Annotated in this window: 18 protein-coding genes; 9 read left to right on the forward strand and 9 right to left on the reverse strand. The window is 66.1% G+C overall.

The window, feature by feature from the left end; genetic code table 11:
- Window positions 1-7: 7 nt before the first annotated feature.
- Window positions 8-2,872 (reverse strand): aconitate hydratase, encoded by a 2,865-nt coding sequence (locus tag ACQY8B_RS16950; RefSeq protein ID WP_422087784.1) that lies wholly within the window; start codon window positions 2,870-2,872, stop codon window positions 8-10.
- A gap of 114 nt (window positions 2,873-2,986) precedes the next feature.
- A complete protein-coding gene (locus tag ACQY8B_RS16955; RefSeq protein WP_422087785.1) occupies window positions 2,987-3,400 on the reverse strand; it encodes a hypothetical protein in 414 nt (137 codons plus the stop codon).
- 120 nt (window positions 3,401-3,520) lie between these two features.
- Here ACQY8B_RS16955 and ACQY8B_RS16960 point away from each other — a divergent pair, with 120 nt between their 5' ends.
- On the forward strand, window positions 3,521-4,384 hold the full coding sequence (locus ACQY8B_RS16960) for a helix-turn-helix domain-containing protein (RefSeq protein ID WP_422087786.1): 864 nt from the start codon (window positions 3,521-3,523) through the stop codon (window positions 4,382-4,384).
- On the opposite strand, the gene ACQY8B_RS16965 is transcribed toward ACQY8B_RS16960, so the two are convergent.
- From ACQY8B_RS16965 to ACQY8B_RS16995, 7 genes are all read right to left on the reverse strand, one after another.
- On the reverse strand, window positions 4,272-6,548 hold the full coding sequence (locus ACQY8B_RS16965; protein WP_422087787.1) for an acyl-CoA dehydrogenase: 2,277 nt from the start codon (window positions 6,546-6,548) through the stop codon (window positions 4,272-4,274). The genes ACQY8B_RS16960 and ACQY8B_RS16965 overlap by 113 nt on opposite strands.
- Window positions 6,549-6,658: 110 nt before the next feature.
- Window positions 6,659-7,258: a hypothetical protein gene (locus ACQY8B_RS16970; RefSeq protein ID WP_422087788.1), complete on the reverse strand. Its 600-nt coding sequence runs from the start codon at window positions 7,256-7,258 to the stop codon at window positions 6,659-6,661.
- 178 nt (window positions 7,259-7,436) lie between these two features.
- Window positions 7,437-10,022, reverse strand: coding sequence for a bifunctional aconitate hydratase 2/2-methylisocitrate dehydratase (locus tag ACQY8B_RS16975; RefSeq protein ID WP_422087789.1), 2,586 nt, complete (start codon window positions 10,020-10,022; stop codon window positions 7,437-7,439).
- An 80-nt stretch (window positions 10,023-10,102) separates the two neighbouring features.
- Window positions 10,103-10,675 carry a hypothetical protein gene (locus tag ACQY8B_RS16980; RefSeq protein WP_422087790.1) on the reverse strand — a complete coding sequence of 191 codons (573 nt, stop codon included), beginning with the start codon at window positions 10,673-10,675 and terminating at the stop codon, window positions 10,103-10,105.
- Window positions 10,676-10,709: 34 nt separating this feature from the next.
- Window positions 10,710-11,708 (reverse strand): HpcH/HpaI aldolase/citrate lyase family protein, encoded by a 999-nt coding sequence (locus ACQY8B_RS16985; protein WP_422087791.1) that lies wholly within the window; start codon window positions 11,706-11,708, stop codon window positions 10,710-10,712.
- A complete protein-coding gene (gene tam, locus ACQY8B_RS16990; RefSeq protein ID WP_422087792.1) occupies window positions 11,705-12,496 on the reverse strand; it encodes a trans-aconitate 2-methyltransferase in 792 nt (263 codons plus the stop codon). Before tam ends, ACQY8B_RS16985 begins: the two co-directional genes overlap by 4 nt.
- Window positions 12,497-12,508: 12 nt before the next feature.
- Window positions 12,509-13,495 carry a malate dehydrogenase gene (locus ACQY8B_RS16995; RefSeq protein WP_301506779.1) on the reverse strand — a complete coding sequence of 329 codons (987 nt, stop codon included), beginning with the start codon at window positions 13,493-13,495 and terminating at the stop codon, window positions 12,509-12,511.
- 183 nt (window positions 13,496-13,678) lie between these two features.
- On the opposite strand from ACQY8B_RS16995, the gene ACQY8B_RS17000 reads away from it, so the two are divergent.
- The 8 genes from ACQY8B_RS17000 to ACQY8B_RS17035 all read left to right on the forward strand — a co-directional run bounded on the left by ACQY8B_RS17000 (window position 13,679) and on the right by ACQY8B_RS17035 (window position 20,823).
- On the forward strand, window positions 13,679-14,437 hold the full coding sequence (locus ACQY8B_RS17000; RefSeq protein WP_422087793.1) for a GntR family transcriptional regulator: 759 nt from the start codon (window positions 13,679-13,681) through the stop codon (window positions 14,435-14,437).
- Between the two features lie 226 nt (window positions 14,438-14,663).
- Complete coding sequence (gene sdhC / locus ACQY8B_RS17005) at window positions 14,664-15,110, forward strand: succinate dehydrogenase, cytochrome b556 subunit (RefSeq protein WP_081270659.1); 447 nt, start codon at window positions 14,664-14,666, stop codon at window positions 15,108-15,110.
- A gap of 13 nt (window positions 15,111-15,123) precedes the next feature.
- Complete coding sequence (gene sdhD / locus ACQY8B_RS17010) at window positions 15,124-15,489, forward strand: succinate dehydrogenase, hydrophobic membrane anchor protein (RefSeq protein ID WP_081270660.1); 366 nt, start codon at window positions 15,124-15,126, stop codon at window positions 15,487-15,489.
- Window positions 15,490-15,495: 6 nt separating this feature from the next.
- Entirely contained in the window at window positions 15,496-17,304 is a 1,809-nt protein-coding gene (gene sdhA, locus ACQY8B_RS17015) for a succinate dehydrogenase flavoprotein subunit (protein ID WP_422087794.1), read from the forward strand.
- 16 nt (window positions 17,305-17,320) lie between these two features.
- Window positions 17,321-18,022, forward strand: a complete 702-nt coding sequence (locus ACQY8B_RS17020; protein ID WP_081270662.1) for a succinate dehydrogenase iron-sulfur subunit — start codon at window positions 17,321-17,323, stop codon at window positions 18,020-18,022.
- A 29-nt stretch (window positions 18,023-18,051) separates the two neighbouring features.
- Window positions 18,052-18,366 carry a succinate dehydrogenase assembly factor 2 gene (locus ACQY8B_RS17025; protein WP_081270663.1) on the forward strand — a complete coding sequence of 105 codons (315 nt, stop codon included), beginning with the start codon at window positions 18,052-18,054 and terminating at the stop codon, window positions 18,364-18,366.
- Between the two features lie 24 nt (window positions 18,367-18,390).
- Window positions 18,391-19,701, forward strand: a complete 1,311-nt coding sequence (gltA, locus tag ACQY8B_RS17030) for a citrate synthase (RefSeq protein ID WP_081270664.1) — start codon at window positions 18,391-18,393, stop codon at window positions 19,699-19,701.
- Window positions 19,702-19,878: 177 nt separating this feature from the next.
- Window positions 19,879-20,823 carry a LysR substrate-binding domain-containing protein gene (locus ACQY8B_RS17035; protein WP_422087795.1) on the forward strand — a complete coding sequence of 315 codons (945 nt, stop codon included), beginning with the start codon at window positions 19,879-19,881 and terminating at the stop codon, window positions 20,821-20,823.
- Window positions 20,824-20,833 lie beyond the last annotated feature (10 nt).

Raw genomic sequence — 20,833 nt, forward strand, 5'->3', positions numbered from 1 at the left:
CCGGGGGTTATTCCAGAAGCTGCCGCAGCACGAACGGCAGGATGCCGCCGTGCTTGTAGTAGTCGACCTCGATCGGCGTGTCGATGCGCAGGCGCACCGTCACCTCCTGGTGCGTGCCGTCGGGGCGGTGCACCACCAGCTTCACGTCCATCTGCGGCTTCAGTTCGCTGCCGATCACCACGTCGATCTTCTCGTCGCCCGTGAGGCCCAGCGTCTGCCATGAATCGGCGCCGCGGAACTGCAGCGGCAGCACGCCCATGCCGACCAGGTTGGCGCGGTGGATGCGCTCGAAGCTGCGCGCCACCACGGCCTTGATGCCCAGCAGCTGCGTGCCCTTGGCGGCCCAGTCGCGCGACGAGCCGGTGCCGTACTCTTCGCCGCCGAACACCACGGTGGGTACGCCCTGCTCCATGTACTTCATGGCGGCGTCGTAGATGAACATTTTCTCGTTGCCGGGCTGGAACCGCGTGACGCCGCCCTCTTCCTGCGTGCCGTTGGCGTCCGGCGGAATCATGAGGTTCTTGATGCGCACGTTGGCGAAAGTGCCGCGCATCATCACGTCATGGTTGCCGCGGCGCGAGCCGTAGCTGTTGAAGTCGGCCTTGGCCACGCCGTTCGCCTTCAGCCAGATGCCCGCGGGCGAGCTTTCCTTGATGGAGCCGGCCGGCGAGATGTGGTCGGTGGTGATCGAGTCGCCGAAGAGCGCCATGATGCGCGCGCCCTTGAAGCCCGCGTCCGACGCGTGCGGCTTCATCTTGAAGCCCTCGAAGAACGGCGGCTCGGCAATGTAGGTGGACTTGGGCCAGTCGTAGACCTGGCCGTTGGTGCCCTTGATGCTCGTCCAGAACTTGCCCGGATCGGTCTTCACCTTCTCGTAGTTCGCGCGGAACGACTTGGCGTTCATGGCATAGCGCAGGTTGTCGTCGATTTCCTTCGGCGTGGGCCAGATATCGCCCAGGTACACGTCCTTGCCGCCCTTGCCCTTGCCCACGGGCTGGGTCATCAGGTCGGTCATGACGTTGCCCGCGATGGCAAAGGCCACCACCAGCGGCGGCGAGGCCAGGAAGTTGGCCTTGAGGTTCGGATGGATGCGCGCCTCGAAGTTGCGGTTGCCCGACAGCACGGCCGCGCCGATCAGGTCGTTCCTGGTGATGGCTTCGTTGATCTCGGGCGTCAGGTCGCCGGCGTTGCCGATGCAGGTGGTGCAGCCGTATCCGGCAAGGTAGAAGCCCAGCTTCTCGAGGTACGGCAGCAGGCCGGCCTTCTCGAGGTATTCGGTCACGATGCGCGAGCCCGGGGCCAGCGAGGTCTTGATGTGCGGCTTGACGGTGAGGCCGGCTTCCACCGCCTTCTTGGCCAGCAGGCCGGCGGCCAGCATCACGCTCGGGTTGGAGGTGTTCGTGCACGAGGTGATGGCGGCGATCAGCACGTCGCCGTTGCCGATGGTCACTTCGCCCTTGGGCGCCGAAGGCGCGGTGGCGCTCACGTGCGCAGCCGCCTTGGTGGAGCGGTTGGCCACCATCTCGACCACGTCGAGCGGCGCGCCGGCGGGCGGCGGCGCGGCTTCGTCATCGCTGCCCTTGCCGGCAGCCACCAGCGGATAGCGCACCTTGAGCTTGTCCGCCGGCTGGTTGAAGCCGTTGGCGTCGTTGGGCTTGCTGTACAGCTCCGAGAACTTGGTGGCCAGGTGGCCGAGGTCGATGCGGTCCTGGGGGCGCTTCGGGCCGGCCAGGCTGGGCGACACGGTGCCGAGGTCCAGGCGCACCACCTTGGTGTAGTCGATGTCGCCGGGGGCGGGCATGCCGAACAGGCCCTGCGCCTTGTAGTAGGCCTCGAAGCGCTCGACCTCTTCCTTGGTGCGGCCGGTGCCTTCGAAGTAGGCCACGGTCATTTCGTCGACCGGGAAGAAGCCCATGGTCGCGCCGTATTCGGGCGCCATGTTGCCGATGGTCGCGCGGTCGGGCACGGCGATGGACGCGGCGCCGGGGCCGAAGAACTCGACGAACTTGCCCACCACCTTCTCGGCACGCAGGATGGCGGTGACGTAAAGCACCAGGTCGGTGGCCGTGACGCCTTCGCGCAGCTTGCCGGTGAGCTCGAAGCCCACCACGTCGGGCGTCAGCATGTAGACCGGCTGGCCCAGCATGGCCGCCTCGGCCTCGATGCCGCCCACGCCCCAGCCGACCACGCCGATGCCGTTGATCATGGTGGTGTGGCTGTCGGTGCCGACCAGCGAGTCGGGGTAGTAGGTGGGCTTGTCGCCGTTGTCGTACGGGCTCTTGTAGACGCCGCGCGCAAAGTATTCGAGGTTCACCTGGTGCACGATGCCGAAGCCCGGCGGCACCACGCGGAAGGTGTCGAAGGCCTGCATGCCCCACTTCATGAACTGGTAGCGCTCGTTGTTGCGCTGGAATTCCAGCTTCATGTTCAGGTCGAGCGCCTTGGGCGTGCCGTAGTAGTCGACCATCACCGAGTGGTCGACCACCAGGTCGACGGGCACCAGCGGCTCGATGGTCTTGGGCGACTTGCCCAGCTTGGCGGCCACGCTGCGCATGGCGGCCAGGTCGGCCAGCAGCGGCACGCCGGTGAAGTCCTGCAGCACCACGCGGGTGACGACGAAGGGAATTTCGTCGGTGCGCTCGGCGTTGGGCGCCCAGTGGGCCAGCTCTTCGACGTGCTTGGCCGAAACCTTCTGGCCATCGCAGTTGCGCAGCACCGATTCGAGCACGATGCGAATGGAAACCGGCAGCCTGTCGACGGTCGGGTATTGCTTGGCCAGCTCCTTCAGGGACCAGTACTTGCCGGACTTGCCAGATGCTGTCTTGAAGGTCTTGAGGGTGGACGCAAAGGCATGCGCCGGTGCTTTGGCCATAGAGGGACTCCTGTTGGTTCGTGGAAGCCTCTCAAAGATAGCAGGGATCAATGTCAGTGGCTGTAGTCGGGGGACTAGGCTCACCCCCATTTTTCCGAATGAGCAGCCGGTCTTTCAGGCCATGGCCATTCGCGCACCGCCACGCGTGCGGCGCAGGCCGGTCCATTGCAGCTCGGCCAGCACGACCACGCAGGCCGCCTGCGCCAGCACCCACGCCATGCCCAGCGCGCTGACCGCGAACACGCCGCTCACCAGCAGCGCGACGCAGGCCACGGCCCAGCCGAAATTGCCCACGACGACAAGACCGATCAGCCCGCGCGGCGGCGTGGGGCGGCTGGCCATGAAGGCTGCCATTGCCGCATAGGCCAGCAGGAAGACGCCCGTGCCCATGAGCAGCGGCGCCGGCAGGCCGGTCAGCCGCGCCAGCGCGTCGGCGAACGCCACCTGCAGCGCGCCGGTCGCGGCGCATGAGGCGGCATCGGCCCACATCACGTTGGGCAGGAAACGGGGGGATGCGAAGACGGACATGCGGTTCTCCTTGGTGTAGTACCGGGGTGGTACGGCGCCAATGATTCCGGCGACACCGCATCGCGTCGATGACCTCCGAGGTCATGGCGCGGCGCCGCCACCGCGCCAGAATGCGGCTCCATGAACACCATCCGCTCCCATTCGTCCAAGGCCGACCGCCCCGGCGCTCGCGACCCGTTCGGCGTCCACCTGCGGCACTGGCGCACCCACCGCCGCCTGAGCCAGCTCGACCTGGCGCAGGAGGCCGAGGTCTCGACGCGCCACCTGAGCTACGTGGAAACCGGCCGCGCCGCGCCCAGCCGCGAAATGGTGCTGCGGCTGGCCGAACGGCTGGAAGTGCCGCTGCGCGAGCGCAATGCGCTGCTGGTGGCTGCGGGCTTCGCGCCGATGTACCGGCAGCGCTCGCTCGACGACCCGGCGATGGCCTCCGCGCGCCGCGCCATCGACCTGGTGCTGAAGGGGCACGAGCCATTTCCCGCACTGGCCGTGGACCGCCACTGGAACCTGGTCGCACACAACGCGCTGGTGCCGCTGCTGATGGAAGGCGCCGCGCCCGAACTGCTGAAGCCGCCCATCAACGTGCTGCGCCTGAGCCTGCACCCCGACGGCGTGGCCCCGCGCATCGCCAACCTCGCGCAGTGGCGCACCCACCTCCTCGAGCGGCTTCAGCAGCAGATCGCCGCCACCGGAGACGCGGTGCTGCAGTCGCTGCACGACGAACTCGCGGCCTACCCCGCGCCCGCCGTGAGCCACGACGCCCCCGTGCTCGACACCGCGCTGTCGGCGGTGGCGGTGCCCTTCCAGGTCGTCATGCCGAGCGGCGTGCTGAGCTTCATCAGCACCATCACGATCTTCGGCACGCCGGTCGACGTCACATTGCAGGAACTCGCGGTGGAATCGTTCTTTCCGGCCGATGAGCAGACAGCTGCGGCGCTGGTTGCATTGGCGGCGCAGCTGGCGCAGTCGACGCCGCAGGCGGATTGAGATCGGCCCTGCCGTCCGCGCCGCGCGGCGGGCCTTCGAAGTCGTCCACCTGGATGACCTTGTCGGCCGCCTTCAGGTAGGCCAGCGCCAGTTCGGGATCGGGCGCCGAGCTGGCCGCATCTTCCAGTGAATTCGTGCGGCGCAGCGCCTTGTTGAGCGCGGCGGTGGTGTCTCCGAGCTGCACCGAGAGTTCCATCGCATACATCAGGTCGCGCAGGCCGCCGGGCGCGGGCTCGCTGAGGTCCGGTGCGAGGCGCTCCACGATGCGAGGGTTCTTGCGCAGCAGATCTGACAGCGCAATGAGCTGTACATCGCGCAACGGCGCCAGGTGCGCGGTGCGGCGCAACACCAGCGCGCCGATCACGCGCCGGCCGGAGGTCGGCAGGTTGGCGTACAGGTCGCGCAGTATCTTGCCGGCCTCGTCGAGCTGCAGCCGGATTGCGGCCTGCGCGAACGGCAGCAGCTCGGGTGCCCCGTCGACGCGGTAGCGCCAGATGCACGCGCTGGCCAGGTACAGGTGCGCGAGCACGTCGCCGAGCCTTGCCGACAGCAGTTCCATGCGCTTGAGCTTGCCGCCGAGCATGCCCATCGCGAGGTCGGCGGTGAGCGCGTACTTGGCGCTCATGCGCGCGACCAGCCGTGCCTCCGGCAACAGCTCTTCAGGCGGCTTGCCCAGCACCGGCGCGCCGAACAGGCTGTGCCACAGGTTGACGGCCACGTGCCTGCCATGCGCCATCAGCGCCTTGCCGAGGGCGGTTTCGTCGCCCGCCTGCACGGCAGCCATTTCGTCGAGCACGTGCGGGTGGCAGCGCACCGCGCCCTGCCCGAAGACGATGAGCGCGCGCGTGAGGATGTTCGCGCCCTCCACCGTGATCGCGATCGGCGCCTGCCGGTAGGCCACGCCGAGCAGGTTGGAAGGGCCAGAAATGATGCCCTTGCCGCCCAGGATGTCCATGCCGTGATTCACCGCGCGCCGCCCCGCCTCGGTCAGTTGCACCTTGAGGATGGCGCTGGCCACGCTGGGCCGCTCGCCCTTGTCGAGCGCCGCCGCGGTATAGCGGCGTGCCGCGTCGGTCGCATACAGCTCGGCCGACATCTGCGCCACCAGCCCCGCCACTGCATGGAACTTGCCGACCGGCATGCCGAACTGCTCGCGGATCTGGCCGTAGCCGTTGCTCACGTACAGCGCGGTCTGCTGCATCGCCGAGCCCAGCGCAGGCAGCGAGATGGCGCGGCCCGCGGCCAGGCACTCCATCAGCATGCGCCAGCCCTGGCCGACCTGCTTCTCGCCGCCGATGATCCAGTCCATCGGCACGAACACCTGCCGCCCGTGGATGGGGCCGTTCATGAAGGCGCTGTCCATCGGCCGGTGACGCCGGCCGATCTCCATGCCCTCGTGCGGCACGGGAATCAGCGCGCATGTGATGCCGAGGTCGCGCTGGCCGTCGGGCCGGCTTTCGTCCACGGCATGGAAGGCCAGACCGACCACGGTGGCCACCGGCGCGAGCGTGATGTAGCGCTTGTCGAAATCGACCAGGAAGCCGCGCGTCATGCGGCCGTCGAACTCGCGCTCGACCACCACGCCGCGATCGGGAATCGACGCCGCGTCCGACCCCGCGTAGGGCGAAGTCAGGCCGAAGCACGGCAGCTCGCGGCCATCCGCGAGGCGCGGCAGGTAGTGGTCTTTCTGTGCGTCGGTACCGTAGCGCAGCAGCAGTTCGGCCGGGCCGAGCGAGTTGGGCACCATGACCGTGACGGCCGTGGCGGTGTTGACGGTGGCAATGCGCGTCACCACGGTGGCGTGCGCGAAGTGGCTGAAGCCGAGGCCGCCGAACTCCTCGGGAATGATCATCCCGAAGAAGCGCATCTCGCGAAGAAAGCGCCACACATCGGGCGGCAGGTCGCGCGCCTGATCGATGGCGTGGTCGTCCAGCATGTGGCACAGCGTGCGCACCTCGTTGTCGAGAAAAGCCTGCTCGCGTTCGGTGAGCCGGTTCGGCCCCATGGCCGAGAGCGCGTCGAAATCAGGTCGCCCCGCGAACAACTGGCCCTCGAATCCGACCGTGCCGGCCTCGAGCGCGGCCCGCTCGGTGTCGCCGAGCGGTGGCAGCGCCTTCGAGAATGGCTTCATGGCCCATCGGCCGATCAGTGTCGCCAGCGGCATGGTGCGTCTCCTTCCGCGACGAACGTGCGCGGATTGACACCATTTTTCAGGCCTGTAGACGGCCGCGCGGGACGGCGGAGGGCGAAGCCGTGTGTCGGAGACGGTCGCGCCTAGCGCTTCCTGGCGACGGCCGCGGGGTCTTTCCAGCCGTACTCCACATAGCGCCGGATCACCAGGCAGCCCGGCGGCGAATCGATCAATGACACCGACGAGGCGGGCTCACTGTCGTCGGTGTAGACCGCGTAGATGGGCAGCAACTGCGTCACCTTGTAGCCTGCCAGCTCCTGCTGCGCGACGCTCGCGCAGGTGAAAGGTGCGACCGAGATGCGCTCGGCCGACATGGTGCAGCCGCCGGTGTCGTCGGGCACGGCGGTGATCGAGGCGGCTACGCCGGCATTCGGGTACTGGATGCCGATCAGCGAGAACATCGGTCCCGCATCGGGGCGCTTTCGGTCCCAGTCGAGCAGCACGTCGTGGCCGCGGCTGCCCTGCACCGCGAGTGTGGAAAGCCGCGTGATGGCGCTCAGGCAACGCCCGACGCCCACGCTGGCGGCTGCACGTGCAAGTGTGTCTTGCTGCAAGGGGAGTGCCTGGGGTGCCGGCGCGCCTTGCGCGATCGCCGCGCCAGCGGTGGCCCATGCGGCCAGAGCGGGCAGCAGGTGCCGGATGCCCTGCCCCGCGTGAGTGAAGATTGAAATGCCGATGCGCATCGCGCCGAGTGTCGAGCAAAAAGAAAGGCGCTCTCGCCGATGACGCGGACGGCAGTGGCGAGGTTGCCCGCTTTGGTGGCTTATTTCCGCTTTCAGCCGTTGCACCCATGAATGGAGCGCGCAAGAAAAAGCCCCGGCTGGCGGGGCTTCTTCAATGGTGCGGGCCAAGCCGCGGAGATCAGGCCGTGACCGAGTCCGCCACGCCCTTGTAGTCTTCGATCTTGTCGAAGTTCAGGTACTGGTAGATCTGCGCACTGGAGGCGTCGAGCACGCCCGTGGCGGCCATGTACTCCTCGCGCGTCGGGATGCGGCCCAGGCGCGAGCAGATGGCGGCCAGCTCGGCCGAGCCGAGGTACACGTTCGTGTTCTTGCCCAGGCGGTTCGGGAAGTTGCGCGTGCTGGTCGACATGACCGTCGCGCCTTCGCGCACCTGTGCCTGGTTGCCCATGCACAGCGAGCAGCCCGGCATTTCGGTGCGGGCACCGGCATTGCCGAACACGCCGTAGTGGCCTTCTTCGGTGAGCTGCTGCGCGTCCATCTTGGTCGGCGGAGCGATCCACAGCTTGACCGGGATGTCGCGCTTGCCTTCGAGCAGCTTCGACGCCGCGCGGAAGTGGCCGATGTTGGTCATGCACGAACCGATGAACACTTCGTCGATCGCGGCGCCGGCCACGTCGCTCAGCGTCTTCACGTCGTCCGGGTCGTTCGGGCAGGCCACGATGGGCTCGTGGATCTCGGCCAGGTCGATCTCGATGACGGCGGCGTAGTCGGCATCGTCGTCGCCCTTGAGCAGTTGCGGGTTCGCAAGCCAGGCTTCCTGCGCGGCGATGCGGCGCTGCAGCGTGCGGGCATCGGCGTAGCCTTCGGCAATCATCCACTTCATCAGCGTGATGTTGCTGTTGATGTACTCGATGATCGGGTCCTTGTTCAGGTGCACCGTGCAGCCGGCGGCCGAACGCTCGGCCGAAGCGTCGCTCAGCTCGAAAGCCTGTTCCACCTTCAGGTCGGGCAGGCCCTCGATTTCGAGGATGCGGCCCGAAAAGATGTTCTTCTTGCCTTGCTTGGCCACGGTCAGCAGGCCCGCCTTGATGGCGTACAGCGGAATCGCATTGACCAGGTCACGCAGCGTGACGCCCGGCTGCATCTTGCCCTTGAAGCGCACGAGCACCGATTCAGGCATGTCCAGCGGCATCACGCCGGTGGCGGCCGCAAAAGCCACGAGGCCGGAGCCCGCGGGGAAGCTGATGCCGATGGGGAAACGGGTGTGGCTGTCGCCGCCGGTGCCCACGGTGTCGGGCGTCAGCAGCCGGTTGAGCCAGCTGTGGATCACGCCGTCGCCCGGACGCAGCGACACGCCGCCGCGGTTGGCCATGAACTCGGGGAGTTCGTGGTGCATCTTGACGTCGACCTTCTTGGGGTACGCCGCCGTGTGGCAGAACGACTGCATGACGAGGTCGGCCGAGAAGCCCAGGCAGGCCAGGTCCTTCAGTTCGTCGCGCGTCATCGGGCCGGTGGTGTCCTGCGAGCCGACCGAGGTCATCTTGGGTTCGCAATACGTGCCTGGGCGAACGCCCTGGCCTTCCGGCAGGCCGCAGGCGCGGCCGACCATCTTCTGTGCGAGCGAGAAGCCCTTCTTGGTGTCGACCGGGCTTTGCGGCAGGCGGAACAGCGTGGAAACGGGCAGGCCCAGCGCTTCGCGCGCCTTGGCCGTCAGGCCGCGGCCGATGATCAGCGGAATGCGGCCGCCGGCGCGCACTTCGTCGAACAGCACGTCGCTCTTGACCTGGAATTCGGCGATGACCTTGCCGTCCTTCAGCGCCTTGCCTTCATAGGGACGCAGTTCGACCACGTCGCCCATGTTCATCTGCGTGACGTCGAGTTCGATAGGCAGCGCGCCCGAGTCTTCCATCGTGTTGTAGAAGATGGGAGCGATCTTGCCGCCGAGGCAGACGCCGCCGAAGCGCTTGTTGGGCACGAAGGGAATGTCTTCGCCGGTGAACCAGAGCACCGAGTTGGTGGCGCTCTTGCGCGACGAACCCGTGCCGACCACGTCGCCGGCATACGCCACGAGGTGGCCGCGCGCGCGCAGGTCCTCGATGAACTTCACCGGGCCGCGCTTGCCGTCTTCTTCGGGAACGATGCCGGGGCGTGCGTTCTTGTGCATCGCCAGGGCGTGCATCGGGATGTCGGGACGGGTCGTCGCATCGGGTGCGGGCGACAGGTCGTCGGTGTTGATTTCGCCAGCCACCTTGAAGATGCTGACAGTGATGCTTTCGGGCACTTCGGGGCGGCTGGTGAACCACTCGGCATCGGCCCAGCTCTGCAGCACGCCCTTGGCGTGGGCGTTTCCCTTGTCGGCCTTTTCCTTGACGTCGTGGAACTGGTCGAACATCAGCAGGGTTTTCTTGAGGCCCTCTGCAGCCACGGCGCCGACTTCGGCGTCGTCGAGCAGGTCGATCATGGGGCTGATGTTGTAGCCGCCGAGCATGGTGCCGAGCAGTTCGGTCGCGCGGGCGCGCGAAATGAACTCGCTCTTCTCGGTGCCGTGCGCCACGGCCGCGAGGTAGCTCGCCTTGACCTTGGCCGCGTCGTCGACGCCGGCGGGCACGCGATAGGTGAGCAGGTCCAGCAGGAAAGCGCCGTCCTTTGCGTTCGCGCTCTTGAGGAGCTCGATCGCTTCAGAGGTCTGCTTCGCGCTCAGGGGCAGCGGCGGGATACCGAGCGCGGCGCGTTCGGCAACATGATCAACGTAGGCTTGCAACATCTTCTTTTCTCCGGAAACTGGTCTTGCAGGAATACGGTGCGGCCTAGCAAGAGCCGCACCGCATCCGGCGTTCGGTACGCTTACTTCTTTTCGCCGTCGGCGCCGTCGAACAGCGCCTTCGGTGGGTTCTTCTTCATTTCTGCGGCGAAGGCGACCTGGGCTTCGGTCTGGCATTCGTCGGCAAGGCGCAGGCCGGCCTTCTGGTTCATCAGCATCGACTTGTTGCCGAGCTGGAGCCACATGGCGCCGGCACGCGGGTCTTCGAGGCGGATGGCGCCGGTGCGGCTTTCGACCGGGTGCATGCGGTACTTCGCGCCCTTGGTGCTGACGGTGAAGAAGCCGGGCTTCTTGTCGTCGGGCGTGACGGTCACGTCGGCGCCGAGTTCGCACTGGGCCTTGCCGACGGACACGCGCTGGGCCACGGCCAGGTCGGCCTCGGAGAGCGTCACGTCGGTGTCGGTGTTGATGGGAGTGACTTCCTCGACGGCCTTGGCGGCCTTGCGGGTGACCTGGTGCTTCTTGGCGGGGGCCTTTGCCGTGCTGGAGGAAGCTGCCTTGGCGGCGGGCTTTGCTGCCGGCTTGGCAGCGTCCTGGGCCATTGCGACCAGGGGCAGAGCCAGTGCGACAGCTGCAATCAGGGCAATTTTCTTCATGTGTGGGTTTCCTTGAGGCTGGGTTCGGGTGGTTTCAGGAGGCCGCGAGCGCAAACCAGGCTTTCGCCTCGGGGGGCAACGCGCGCCCTGTTGCGTGGGCACGTGTCAGAACCTGCCAGAAATGGCGGTAGCTCGCGCGGTCGTGCAATGTGCCATCAATTTGTGTCGGAGCCCAATTTGCGGCTGCCGCCTTTACAAGGATTTTTGTGGCAATTTGAATCTGTGCCTCGTCGGGCGCGAAAGCCTCGAGGATGGGCCGGATCTGGTTCGGGTGGATGCTCCACATGCGCGTGTAGCCGAATTCGGTGGCCGCCTTGCGGGCTGCGGTGCGCATGGCATCGGTATTGTTGAACTCGGTGACCACGCAGTGCGACGGCACCTTGCCGCAGGCATGCGCGGCCGATGCGATGGCCAGCTTGGCCCGCACCACCAGCGGATGGCTGAACTGCCCCGCCGCGCCCATGCCGTCGGCGGGAATGGCGCCGGCGTGGGCCGAGACGAAGTCCATCAGGCCGAAGCTCAGCGACTGCACGCGCGGATGCGCGGCGATCTCGAAGGCGTTGTGCACGGCCAGCGGCGACTCGATCAGCACGTGCAGCGGCAACGCGCCGGCGTCGGCAGCCTCGAGCGCGGAAACAGCCTGCAACACATCGGTCACCGATTCGACCTTGGGCACCATCAGATGGCTCAGGCGATGGCCGGCGCGTCCGGCGATGGTGACCACGTCGCCGGCAAAGGCCGGATGGTCGACCGGATGCACGCGCACGCCGACACGCATGCCGGGCCTGGCGGCCAGCGCGAGCTCGGTGACGAGCGCGGCATGCTCCGCTTCGCCGCCCACGGGCGCGCCGTCCTCGCAATCGAGGGTCACGTCGAACACGCAGGCGCCGAACTCCTCGGCCATCTCGGCCTGGAGCGCGAGGCTCTTCTTCATGCGTGCCTCGACGCCGCTGTAGTGGTCGCACACGGGCAGCGTCACCGCGCCGGCCTGCGCGCCGAGCAGCACTTGCGCGGGGTGGACGGTGTTCGTCATGCGTTGCCGCCCTTCTGGGCGACGAAGAACATGCGCGGAAACGCGAGCAGCCGCTTGCCGTCGGCGCGGGGCGGATAAGCCTCGTTCACGCGGCGTTCGTATTCGGCCAGGTAGCTGGCCTGCAGTGCCGGCTCGAGGCGATCGACGAAAGGCTTCAGCCCCGTGCCTCGTACCCATTCGACGATGGATGCGGCATCGGCCATGCGGTGCTGGTAGATGGTGTGCCAGACATCGACGTGCGCGGCGCGCGGCGCCAGCAGGTCGTAGTAGCCGCCGAGGTCGAGCAGCCGGGTGCGCAGCCTGTCGGCGTCGCCGATGGGCTCGGCCCACGGCGCTTCGGCGGCCACGGCGCGCATGAGCCGGTGCGTGGGCTCCTGGCGGTTGTCGGGCATCTGGACGGCGAGCACGCCGCCCGGGGCCAGCGCGTCGAACAGGCGCGGGATCAGCTTTTCGTGATCGGGCACCCACTGCAGGGACGCGTTGGCATAAATGAGGTCGGGCGCTTCTTCCTGAGAACGCGGCGCCCAGGTCGCGATGTCGCTCAACTCGAAGCGCGCCTGCGGCAGGCGCTCGCGCGCGCTGGCCAGCATGGCTTCGGAGTTGTCGGTCCCGATGACTTGCGCCTTCGGGAACCGGTGAACCAGCAGCTCGGTGGAATTGCCCGGGCCGCAGCCGAGGTCGACCACGCGGGCCGCCTCCGCCAGCGGCACCCGCGCCAGGAGTTCCTGTGCGGGCCGGGTGCGCTCGTCCTCGTAGCGACGGTAGAGCGCTGGGTTCCAGTCGAGCATGCTGCGGATGGCTTACAGCAGGTGGGCAACGCCGGCGCGTTCGCCTTCGAGCTCTTCCAGCGTCTTGTTGATGCGTTCCTGGCTGAATGCGTCGATCTCGAGGCCTTCGACCAGCTTGTATTCGCCGTTTTCGCAGGTGACGGGGAAGCCGAACATCACGTCCTTCGGAATGCCGTACTGGCCGTCCGACGGGATGCCCATGGTGACCCACTTGCCGTTGGTGCCCAGGGCCCAGTCGCGCATGTGGTCGATTGCGGCGTTGGCGGCCGAGGCAGCCGACGACAGGCCGCGTGCTTCGATGATGGCCGCGCCGCGCTTGCCGACGGTCGGCAGGAACACGTTGGCGTTCCATTCCTGGTCGTTGATCATCTTGGCGACGCTTTCGCCGTTGATGGTGGCGAAGCGGTAGTCGGCGTACATCGTGGGCGAGTGGTTGCCCCACACGGTGAGCTTTTCGATGTCGGCCACGGCCTTGCCGGTCTTGGCGGCGATCTGGCTGGCGGCGCGGTTGTGGTCCAGGCGCAGCATGGCGGTGAAGTTCTTGCGCGGCAGGTCAGGTGCGCTCTTCATGGCGATGTAGGCGTTGGTGTTGGCCGGGTTGCCGACCACCAGCACCTTGACGTTGCGGCTGGCGACGGCGTTGAGGGCCTTGCCTTGTGCCGTGAAGATGGCACCGTTGACGGCCAGCAGTTCGGCACGTTCCATGCCGGGGCCGCGGGGGCGCGAACCGACCAGCAGTGCGTAGTCGGCGTCCTTGAAGGCGGTCATCGGGTCGCCGTGGGCTTCCATGCCGGCCAGCAGCGGGAACGCGCAGTCGTCGAGTTCCATCATCACGCCCTTGAGCGCCTTCTGGGCCTTCTCGTCGGGGATTTCGAGCAGTTGCAGGATGACCGGCTGGTCCTTGCCGAGCATTTCGCCGGATGCAATGCGGAACAACAGGGCGTAACCGATTTGGCCGGCGGCACCGGTGACGGCAACGCGGACGGGTTTTTTGCTCATGGGAAGACTCCAGAAGGTGATGAAACGGTGTCGGCGCTCTCGTGGGGCGCCAGGGTTCTGCGGGGTGAAATACCCTCCCGCAGCGCGAGACCGGCCGCATTTTAAGCCGATTCAATAAGCCCCGTCTTATGTCTTATATAAGATATCCTCGGGGGCGCCGCCACGGCGCACCCCACCGCTGCCATGAACACGCCCACAACACTCGACGAGCCCGCGACGCCGTCCTTCAGTCCGCTCTACCAGCAGATCAAGACCCTGATCCTGCAGAGCCTGCAGGCGGGCGAGTGGAAGCCGGGCGAACCCATCCCCAGCGAGATGGACCTGGCCGTGCGCTATCGGGTGAGCCAGGGCACGGTGCGCAAGGCCATCGACGAACTGTCGGCCGAAAACCTGGTGGTTCGCCGCCAGGGCAAGGGCACCTTCGTCGCCACGCATGCAGAGCAGCATGTGCAGTACCGTTTCCTCAAGCTCGTGCCCGATGCCGGCGACCCCAGCAGCGAAGGCCCCGCCGTGCGCACCATCGTCGACTGCAAGCGCCTGCGCGCGTCGGCCGACGTGGCCCGCGCGCTCGGCCTGCGCACCGGAGACGCCGTGCTGCAGGTGCGCCGCGTGCTGGCCTATGCCGGCGTGCCGACCATCCTCGAAGACCTCTGGCTGCCCGGCACGCCCTTCAAGGGCCTTACGGCCGAGCGGCTGCGCGCGTGGCCGGGGCCGATGTACGCGCTGTTCGAAACCGAGTTCGGCGTGCGCATGGTGCGGGCCGAAGAAAAAATCCGCGCCGTGCTGCCCGATGCCGAGCAGGCCGCGCTCCTCGACGTCACGCAGCAGATGCCCCTGCTGAGCGTGGAACGCGTGGCGCACACCTACCATGACATGCCCATGGAATTGCGCCGCGGGCTCTATCGCACCGACACGCACCACTACAGGAACCAGCTGGGCTGACCCCGATGCAGACAAAGGCCGAATCACGGCGCGCCAGCGTGCGCGCGCAACATGCACTACGTGCTACGAAGTCAATAGCATCCGACTGCAATGGTGCGCTGACTAATGCGCGTCCGCTGCCCGATGGTGCATTGCAATAGAATTTTGCGTTGTTTGCACTTCCGCATAAGAAACAAAAGCGTTCGCTCTCAGAACAAGTCATCCAAGCCACGAAAGCCCTCCCCCCATGACAGAGCTTGCAAATCCTCCCCGGCCACCGCGCCGCGAATTCCGGAACATCAATGCCTTCACCGATCTGACGACCTACCGGCTTCCGCCGGCGGGCATCGTTTCGATCCTGCACCGCGTGAGCGGCGTGCTCATGTTCCTGCTGCTGCCGTTCATCATCTGGATGTTCGACACTTCGCTGTCATCCGACTATTCGTTCGCTAAATTCAAGGGCGCCTTCAACGTCGGCATCGGCTTCGCTCCGGGTTGGTTCTTCAAGCTCGTCGCGCTCGCGCTCATCTGGGCCTACCTGCACCACTTCATCGCCGGCCTGCGCCACCTCTGGATGGACGTGAGCCACTCCGCGGTGACCAAGGAATTCGGCCACACCTCCGCCCTCTTCACGCTGGGCGCGAGCATCATCCTCACGCTGGTGCTGGGCGCCAAGCTGTTCGGCCTGTACTGAGAAGGAGCCAACCATGTCTGTGAACTACGGCTCCAAGCGCATCGTCGTCGGCGCGCACTACGGTCTTCGCGACTGGCTCAGCCAGCGCATCACGGGCGGCCTGATGGCGCTCTTCACGATCGTGCTGCTCGCACAACTGATCTTCACCCGCGGCCCCATCGGCTACGACCTCTGGGCCGGCATCTTCGCGGCGCAGTGGATGAAGGTGCTGACGTTCTCCGTGATCGTCGCCCTGCTCTACCACGTGTGGGTCGGCATGCGCGACGTCTGGATGGACTACGTCCAGCCCGTCGCCATCCGTCTCGTGCTGCAAATTTTCACCATCGTCTGGCTTGTCGGTTGTGCGGGTTGGGCCATTCAAGTGCTTTGGAAGATCTGACCCACCATGACCTACACAAAAGAAAAAATCACCAAGCGCAAGTTCGACGTCGTGATCGTCGGTGCCGGCGGCTCCGGCATGCGCGCCTCGCTGCAACTCGCACGTGCCGGCCTCAACGTGGCCGTGCTCTCCAAGGTGTTCCCGACCCGTTCGCACACCGTCGCCGCTCAAGGTGGCGTGGGCGCATCGCTCGGCAACATGAGCGAGGACAACTGGCACTACCACTTCTACGACACGATCAAGGGCTCCGACTGGCTCGGCGACCAGGACGCGATCGAGTTCATGTGCCGCGAGGCACCGAAGGTCGTGTACGAGCTCGAACACTTCGGCATGCCCTTCGACCGCAACCCCGACGGCACCATCTACCAGCGTCCGTTCGGCGGCCACACCGCCAACTACGGCGAGAAGCCCGTGCAGCGCGCCTGCGCCGCGGCCGACCGCACAGGCCACGCGATGCTGCACACGCTTTATCAGAAGAACGTCGAAGCCCGCACCCAGTTCTTCGTCGAATGGATGGCGCTCGACCTCATCCGTGACGAAGAAGGCGACGTGGTCGGCGTGACCGCCCTCGAAATGGAAACCGGCGACCTGCACATCCTGCAGGCCAAGACTGTGCTGCTGGCCACCGGCGGCGCGGGCCGCATCTTCCAGGCCTCTACCAACGCCTTCATCAACACCGGCGACGGCCTCGGCATGGCTGCCCGCTCAGGCATTCCGCTGCAGGACATGGAGTTCTGGCAGTTCCACCCGACCGGCGTGGCCGGCGCGGGCGTGCTGCTGACCGAAGGCTGCCGCGGCGAAGGCGCGATCCTGCTGAACAGCAACGGCGAACGCTTCATGGAGCGCTATGCGCCCACGCTGAAGGACCTGGCGCCGCGCGACTTCGTCTCGCGCTCCATGGACCAGGAAATCAAGGAAGGCCGAGGCTGCGGTCCCAACAAGGACTACGTGCTGCTCAAGCTCGACCACCTGGGCGCCGACACCATCCACAAGCGCCTGCCCTCGGTGTATGAAATCGGCGTCAACTTCGCCAACGTCGACATCACGAAGGAGCCGATCCCCGTCGTGCCGACCATCCACTACCAGATGGGCGGCATCCCGACCAACATCCACGGCCAGGTCGTCATCCAGAAGGGCGAAGACAACAGCGCCGTCGTGAATGGCCTCTACGCGGTGGGCGAATGCTCCTGCGTGAGCGTGCACGGCGCCAACCGCCTGGGCACGAACTCGCTGCTCGACCTGCTGGTGTTCGGCCGCGCGGCCGGCAACCACATCGTCGAGTTCAACGACAAGCTCAAGGAACACAAGCCCCTGCCCAACGATGCGGCCGACCGCACGCTGGAGCGCCTGAACCGCCTCGAGTCGACCACCACCGGCGAATATGCCCAGGACGTGGCCGGCGAGATCCGCGCCGTCATGCAGCAGCATGCCGCCGTGTTCCGCAAGCAGGCCTCGATGGACGAAGGCGTGACCAAGATCGCCGCCGTGCGCGAGCGCGTCAAGGCCATTGGCCTGAAGGACAAGTCGAAGGTGTTCAACACCGCCCGCATCGAAGCGCTGGAAGTCGACAACCTGATCGAAGTGGCGCAGGCCACCATGGTTTCCGCAGCAGCCCGCAAGGAATGCCGCGGCGCGCACACGGTGGAAGACTACGAACGCCCGGCGGACGATCCTGTCGCACCGCTCGGCCGCGACGACGCCAACTGGATGAAGCACACGCTCTGGTACAGCGAAGACAACCGCCTGTCGTACAAGCCGGTCAAGCTTCAGCCCCTGACGGTCGCCTCGGTGCCCCCGAAGGTCCGGACATTCTAAAAATTAGGAACATACGATGAAGCGCACATTCCAGATCTATCGCTACGACCCGGACAAGGACGCCAAGCCCTACATGCAGACCGTCGAGATCGAACTCGACGGCCATGAGCGCATGCTGCTCGACGCCCTGATGAAGCTCAAGGCGCAGGACCCGACGCTGTCGTTCCGCCGTTCGTGCCGCGAAGGCGTCTGCGGCTCCGACGCGATGAACATCAACGGCAAGAACGGTCTGGCCTGCCTGACCAACATGAACACGCTCAAGGGCACCGTCGTGCTCAAGCCGCTGCCGGGCCTGCCCGTCATCCGCGACCTGATCGTGGACATGACGCAGTTCTTCAAGCAGTACAACTCGATCAAGCCGTACCTGCAGAACGACAGCGTGCCGCCCGAGAAGGAACGCCTGCAGTCCCCCGAAGAGCGCGAAGAGCTCAACGGCCTGTATGAGTGCATCCTGTGCGCGAGCTGCTCGACGAGCTGCCCGAGCTTCTGGTGGAACCCCGACAAGTTCGTGGGCCCGGCCGGCCTGCTGCAGGCCTACCGCTTCATCGCCGACAGCCGCGACGAAGCCACCGCCGAGCGCCTGGACAACCTGGAAGACCCGTACCGCCTGTTCCGCTGCCACACGATCATGAACTGCGTGGACGTGTGCCCGAAGAGCCTGAACCCGACCAAGGCCATCGGCAAGATCAAGGAATTGATGGTGCGCCGCGCCATCTGATCCCTGATCCATTGCCAAGAGACGCCACCATGCAACCCGCCGCCGACCTCGACCAGCCGCTCAGCGAACGTGCGCTGAGCAAGCTGAAATGGCGCTGCCGGCGCGGACTGCTCGAGAACGACCTGTTCATCGCCCGCTTCTTCGAGCGACACGAATCCCGCATGACCGTGGGTCAAGCGGGAGCGATGGAGACACTGATGGACCTGTCGGACAACGATCTCCTCGACCTCCTTCTGTGCAGAAAGGAGCCCGAGCCCGAATGGGCCGGGGCCGAGGTGGTCGCATTGCTGCAGCTGATGCGCACTGACGGTGCGCAGCGGCCCGCAATTTCTCCTTCGTCCTGAATCCACCTCTGAAAGTAAACCGAAATGAAAGCATCCGATACCAAGGCCACGCTGTCGTTCAGCAACGGCGGCGACAGCGTCGACCTGCCGATCTACAAGGGCACCGTGGGCCCCGACGTGATCGACATCCGCAAGCTGTACGCACAGACCGGCATGTTCACGTACGACCCGGGCTTCATGTCGACCGCCGCCTGCCAGTCGGCCATCACGTACATCGACGGCGACAAGGGCGAACTGCTGTATCGCGGCTACCCCATCGAGCAACTCGCCACCAACTGCGACTTCCTCGAGACCTGCCACCTGCTGCTGTACGGTGAACTGCCGGACCAGGCCAAGAAGGAAAACTTCACCAAGGTCGTGACGAACCACACCATGGTGAACGAGCAGATGCAGTTCTTCCTGCGCGGCTTCCGCCGTGATGCCCACCCGATGGCCATCATGACCGGCCTCGTGGGCGCCCTGTCGGCCTTCTATCACGACAGCACGGACATCAACAATCCCGAGCACCGCGAGATCGCCGCGATCCGCCTGATCGCGAAGATGCCCACGCTCGTGGCCATGGCCTACAAGTACACGATCGGCCAGCCGTACATGTACCCGAAGAACGACCTGAGCTACGCCGGCAACTTCCTGCACATGATGTTTGCAACGCCGTGCGAAGAGTACAAGGTGAACCCGGTGCTCGAGCGCGCGCTCGACCGCATCTTCATCCTGCACGCAGACCACGAGCAGAACGCCTCGACCTCGACGGTGCGCCTGTGCGGCTCGTCGGGCACGAACCCCTTCGCGGCCATCGCGGCCGGCGTGGCCTGCCTCTGGGGCCCGGCCCACGGCGGCGCCAACGAAGCAGCACTCAACATGCTGTACGACATCCAGAAGGAAGGCGGCGTCGAGAAGATCGGCGAGTTCATCAAGAAGGTCAAGGACAAGAACTCGAACGTCAAGCTCATGGGCTTCGGCCACCGCGTGTACAAGAACTACGACCCGCGCGCCAAGCTGATGCAGGAAACCTGCAACGAAGTGCTGACCGAGCTGGGCCTGGAACAAGACCCGCTGTTCAAGCTGGCCAAGGAACTGGAAAAGATCGCCCTGGAAGACGAATACTTCGTGTCGCGCAAGCTGTACCCGAACGTCGACTTCTACTCGGGCATCGTGCAGCGCGCCATCGGCATCCCGGTGCCGCTGTTCACCGCGATCTTCGCGCTGGCCCGCACGGTCGGCTGGATCGCCCAGCTGAACGAAATGATCGGCGACCCCGAGTACAAGATCGGCCGCCCGCGCCAGCTGTTCGAAGGCTCGCCGAAGCGTGACGTGAAGCCGATCTCGGCTCGCTGATCGAGCGCTGCTCCCTCTTGAGAAAGCTGCCTGCGGGCAGCTTTTTTCGTTTGGAGGCCGAATGCCGGCCGGCGCTCTTCGCCGACGGGCATTGAGGTCATCGCATATCACGATGGCTTCAAGAGAAAAACAAGAAGAAAATAGCCAACTCATCGCCAGACGCGATGCCCAAGCCCCATGAGCACGTCAGAACGCAACTTCGCCCGCCGCATCGACCTCACGTCGTTGCAGTTATTCGTGGCCGTGTGCGAACTGGGCAGCATCGGCCGCGCGTCGGAGCGCGAGTTCATCGCGGCGTCGGCCATCAGCAAGCGGCTGTCCGACCTCGAAGCCACGCTGGGCACCACCCTGCTCTACCGCCATGCGCGCGGCGTAGACCTCACGCCGGCGGGCGAAAGCCTGCTGCACCATGCGCGCTCGGTGCTCTACAGCCTCGAGAAGATGCAGGGCGAGCTCAGCGAATACGCAGACGGCGTGCGCGGCCATGTGCGGGTGCATGCCAACATCTCGGCCATCGTGCAGTTCCTGCCTGAAGACCTGGGCGTGTTCACGCGGGCGCACGAGGCCATCAAGATCGACCTCGAGGAGCACCTGAGCAGCGAGGTGATCCGCGCAGTGCAGGAAGGCGCGGCCGACCTCGGCGTGTGCCACGTGGCCGGCGGCGCGGGCGAGCTGCAGAGCCTTTCCTATAGGCACGACCGCCTGGCGCTCATCGTGCCCACCGGCCACGTGCTGGCCGCGCAGGGCGCCATCGACTTCATCGACTCGCTCGACTTCGACCACGTCGGCCTGCACACCAACAGCTCGATCTACGTCGCCATGCACGAGGCGGCGCTGAATGCCGGGCGCAGCATCAAGCTGCGCATCCACGTGACCGGCCTCGACGCCATGTGCCGGATGATCGAGAACGGCCTGGGCATCGGCGTGATGCCGCAGCGCGCCTTCGAGCTCATGCAGAACGGCATCGGACGCGGCCTGGTGAGCGTCGCCCTGAACGACGCCTGGGCGGCGCGCGAGATCCGCCTCGTGGCACGCGATTTCTCCACCCTGCCGGTGGCAGCGCGCTCGCTGGTGAACCACCTGCACGCCGCCGCGGATGCGACAGAACAACTCGCGGCCTGAACCCACATTG

This window comes from Variovorax sp. (genome assembly GCF_965279555.1).
Taxonomy (GTDB): domain Bacteria; phylum Pseudomonadota; class Gammaproteobacteria; order Burkholderiales; family Burkholderiaceae_C; genus Variovorax.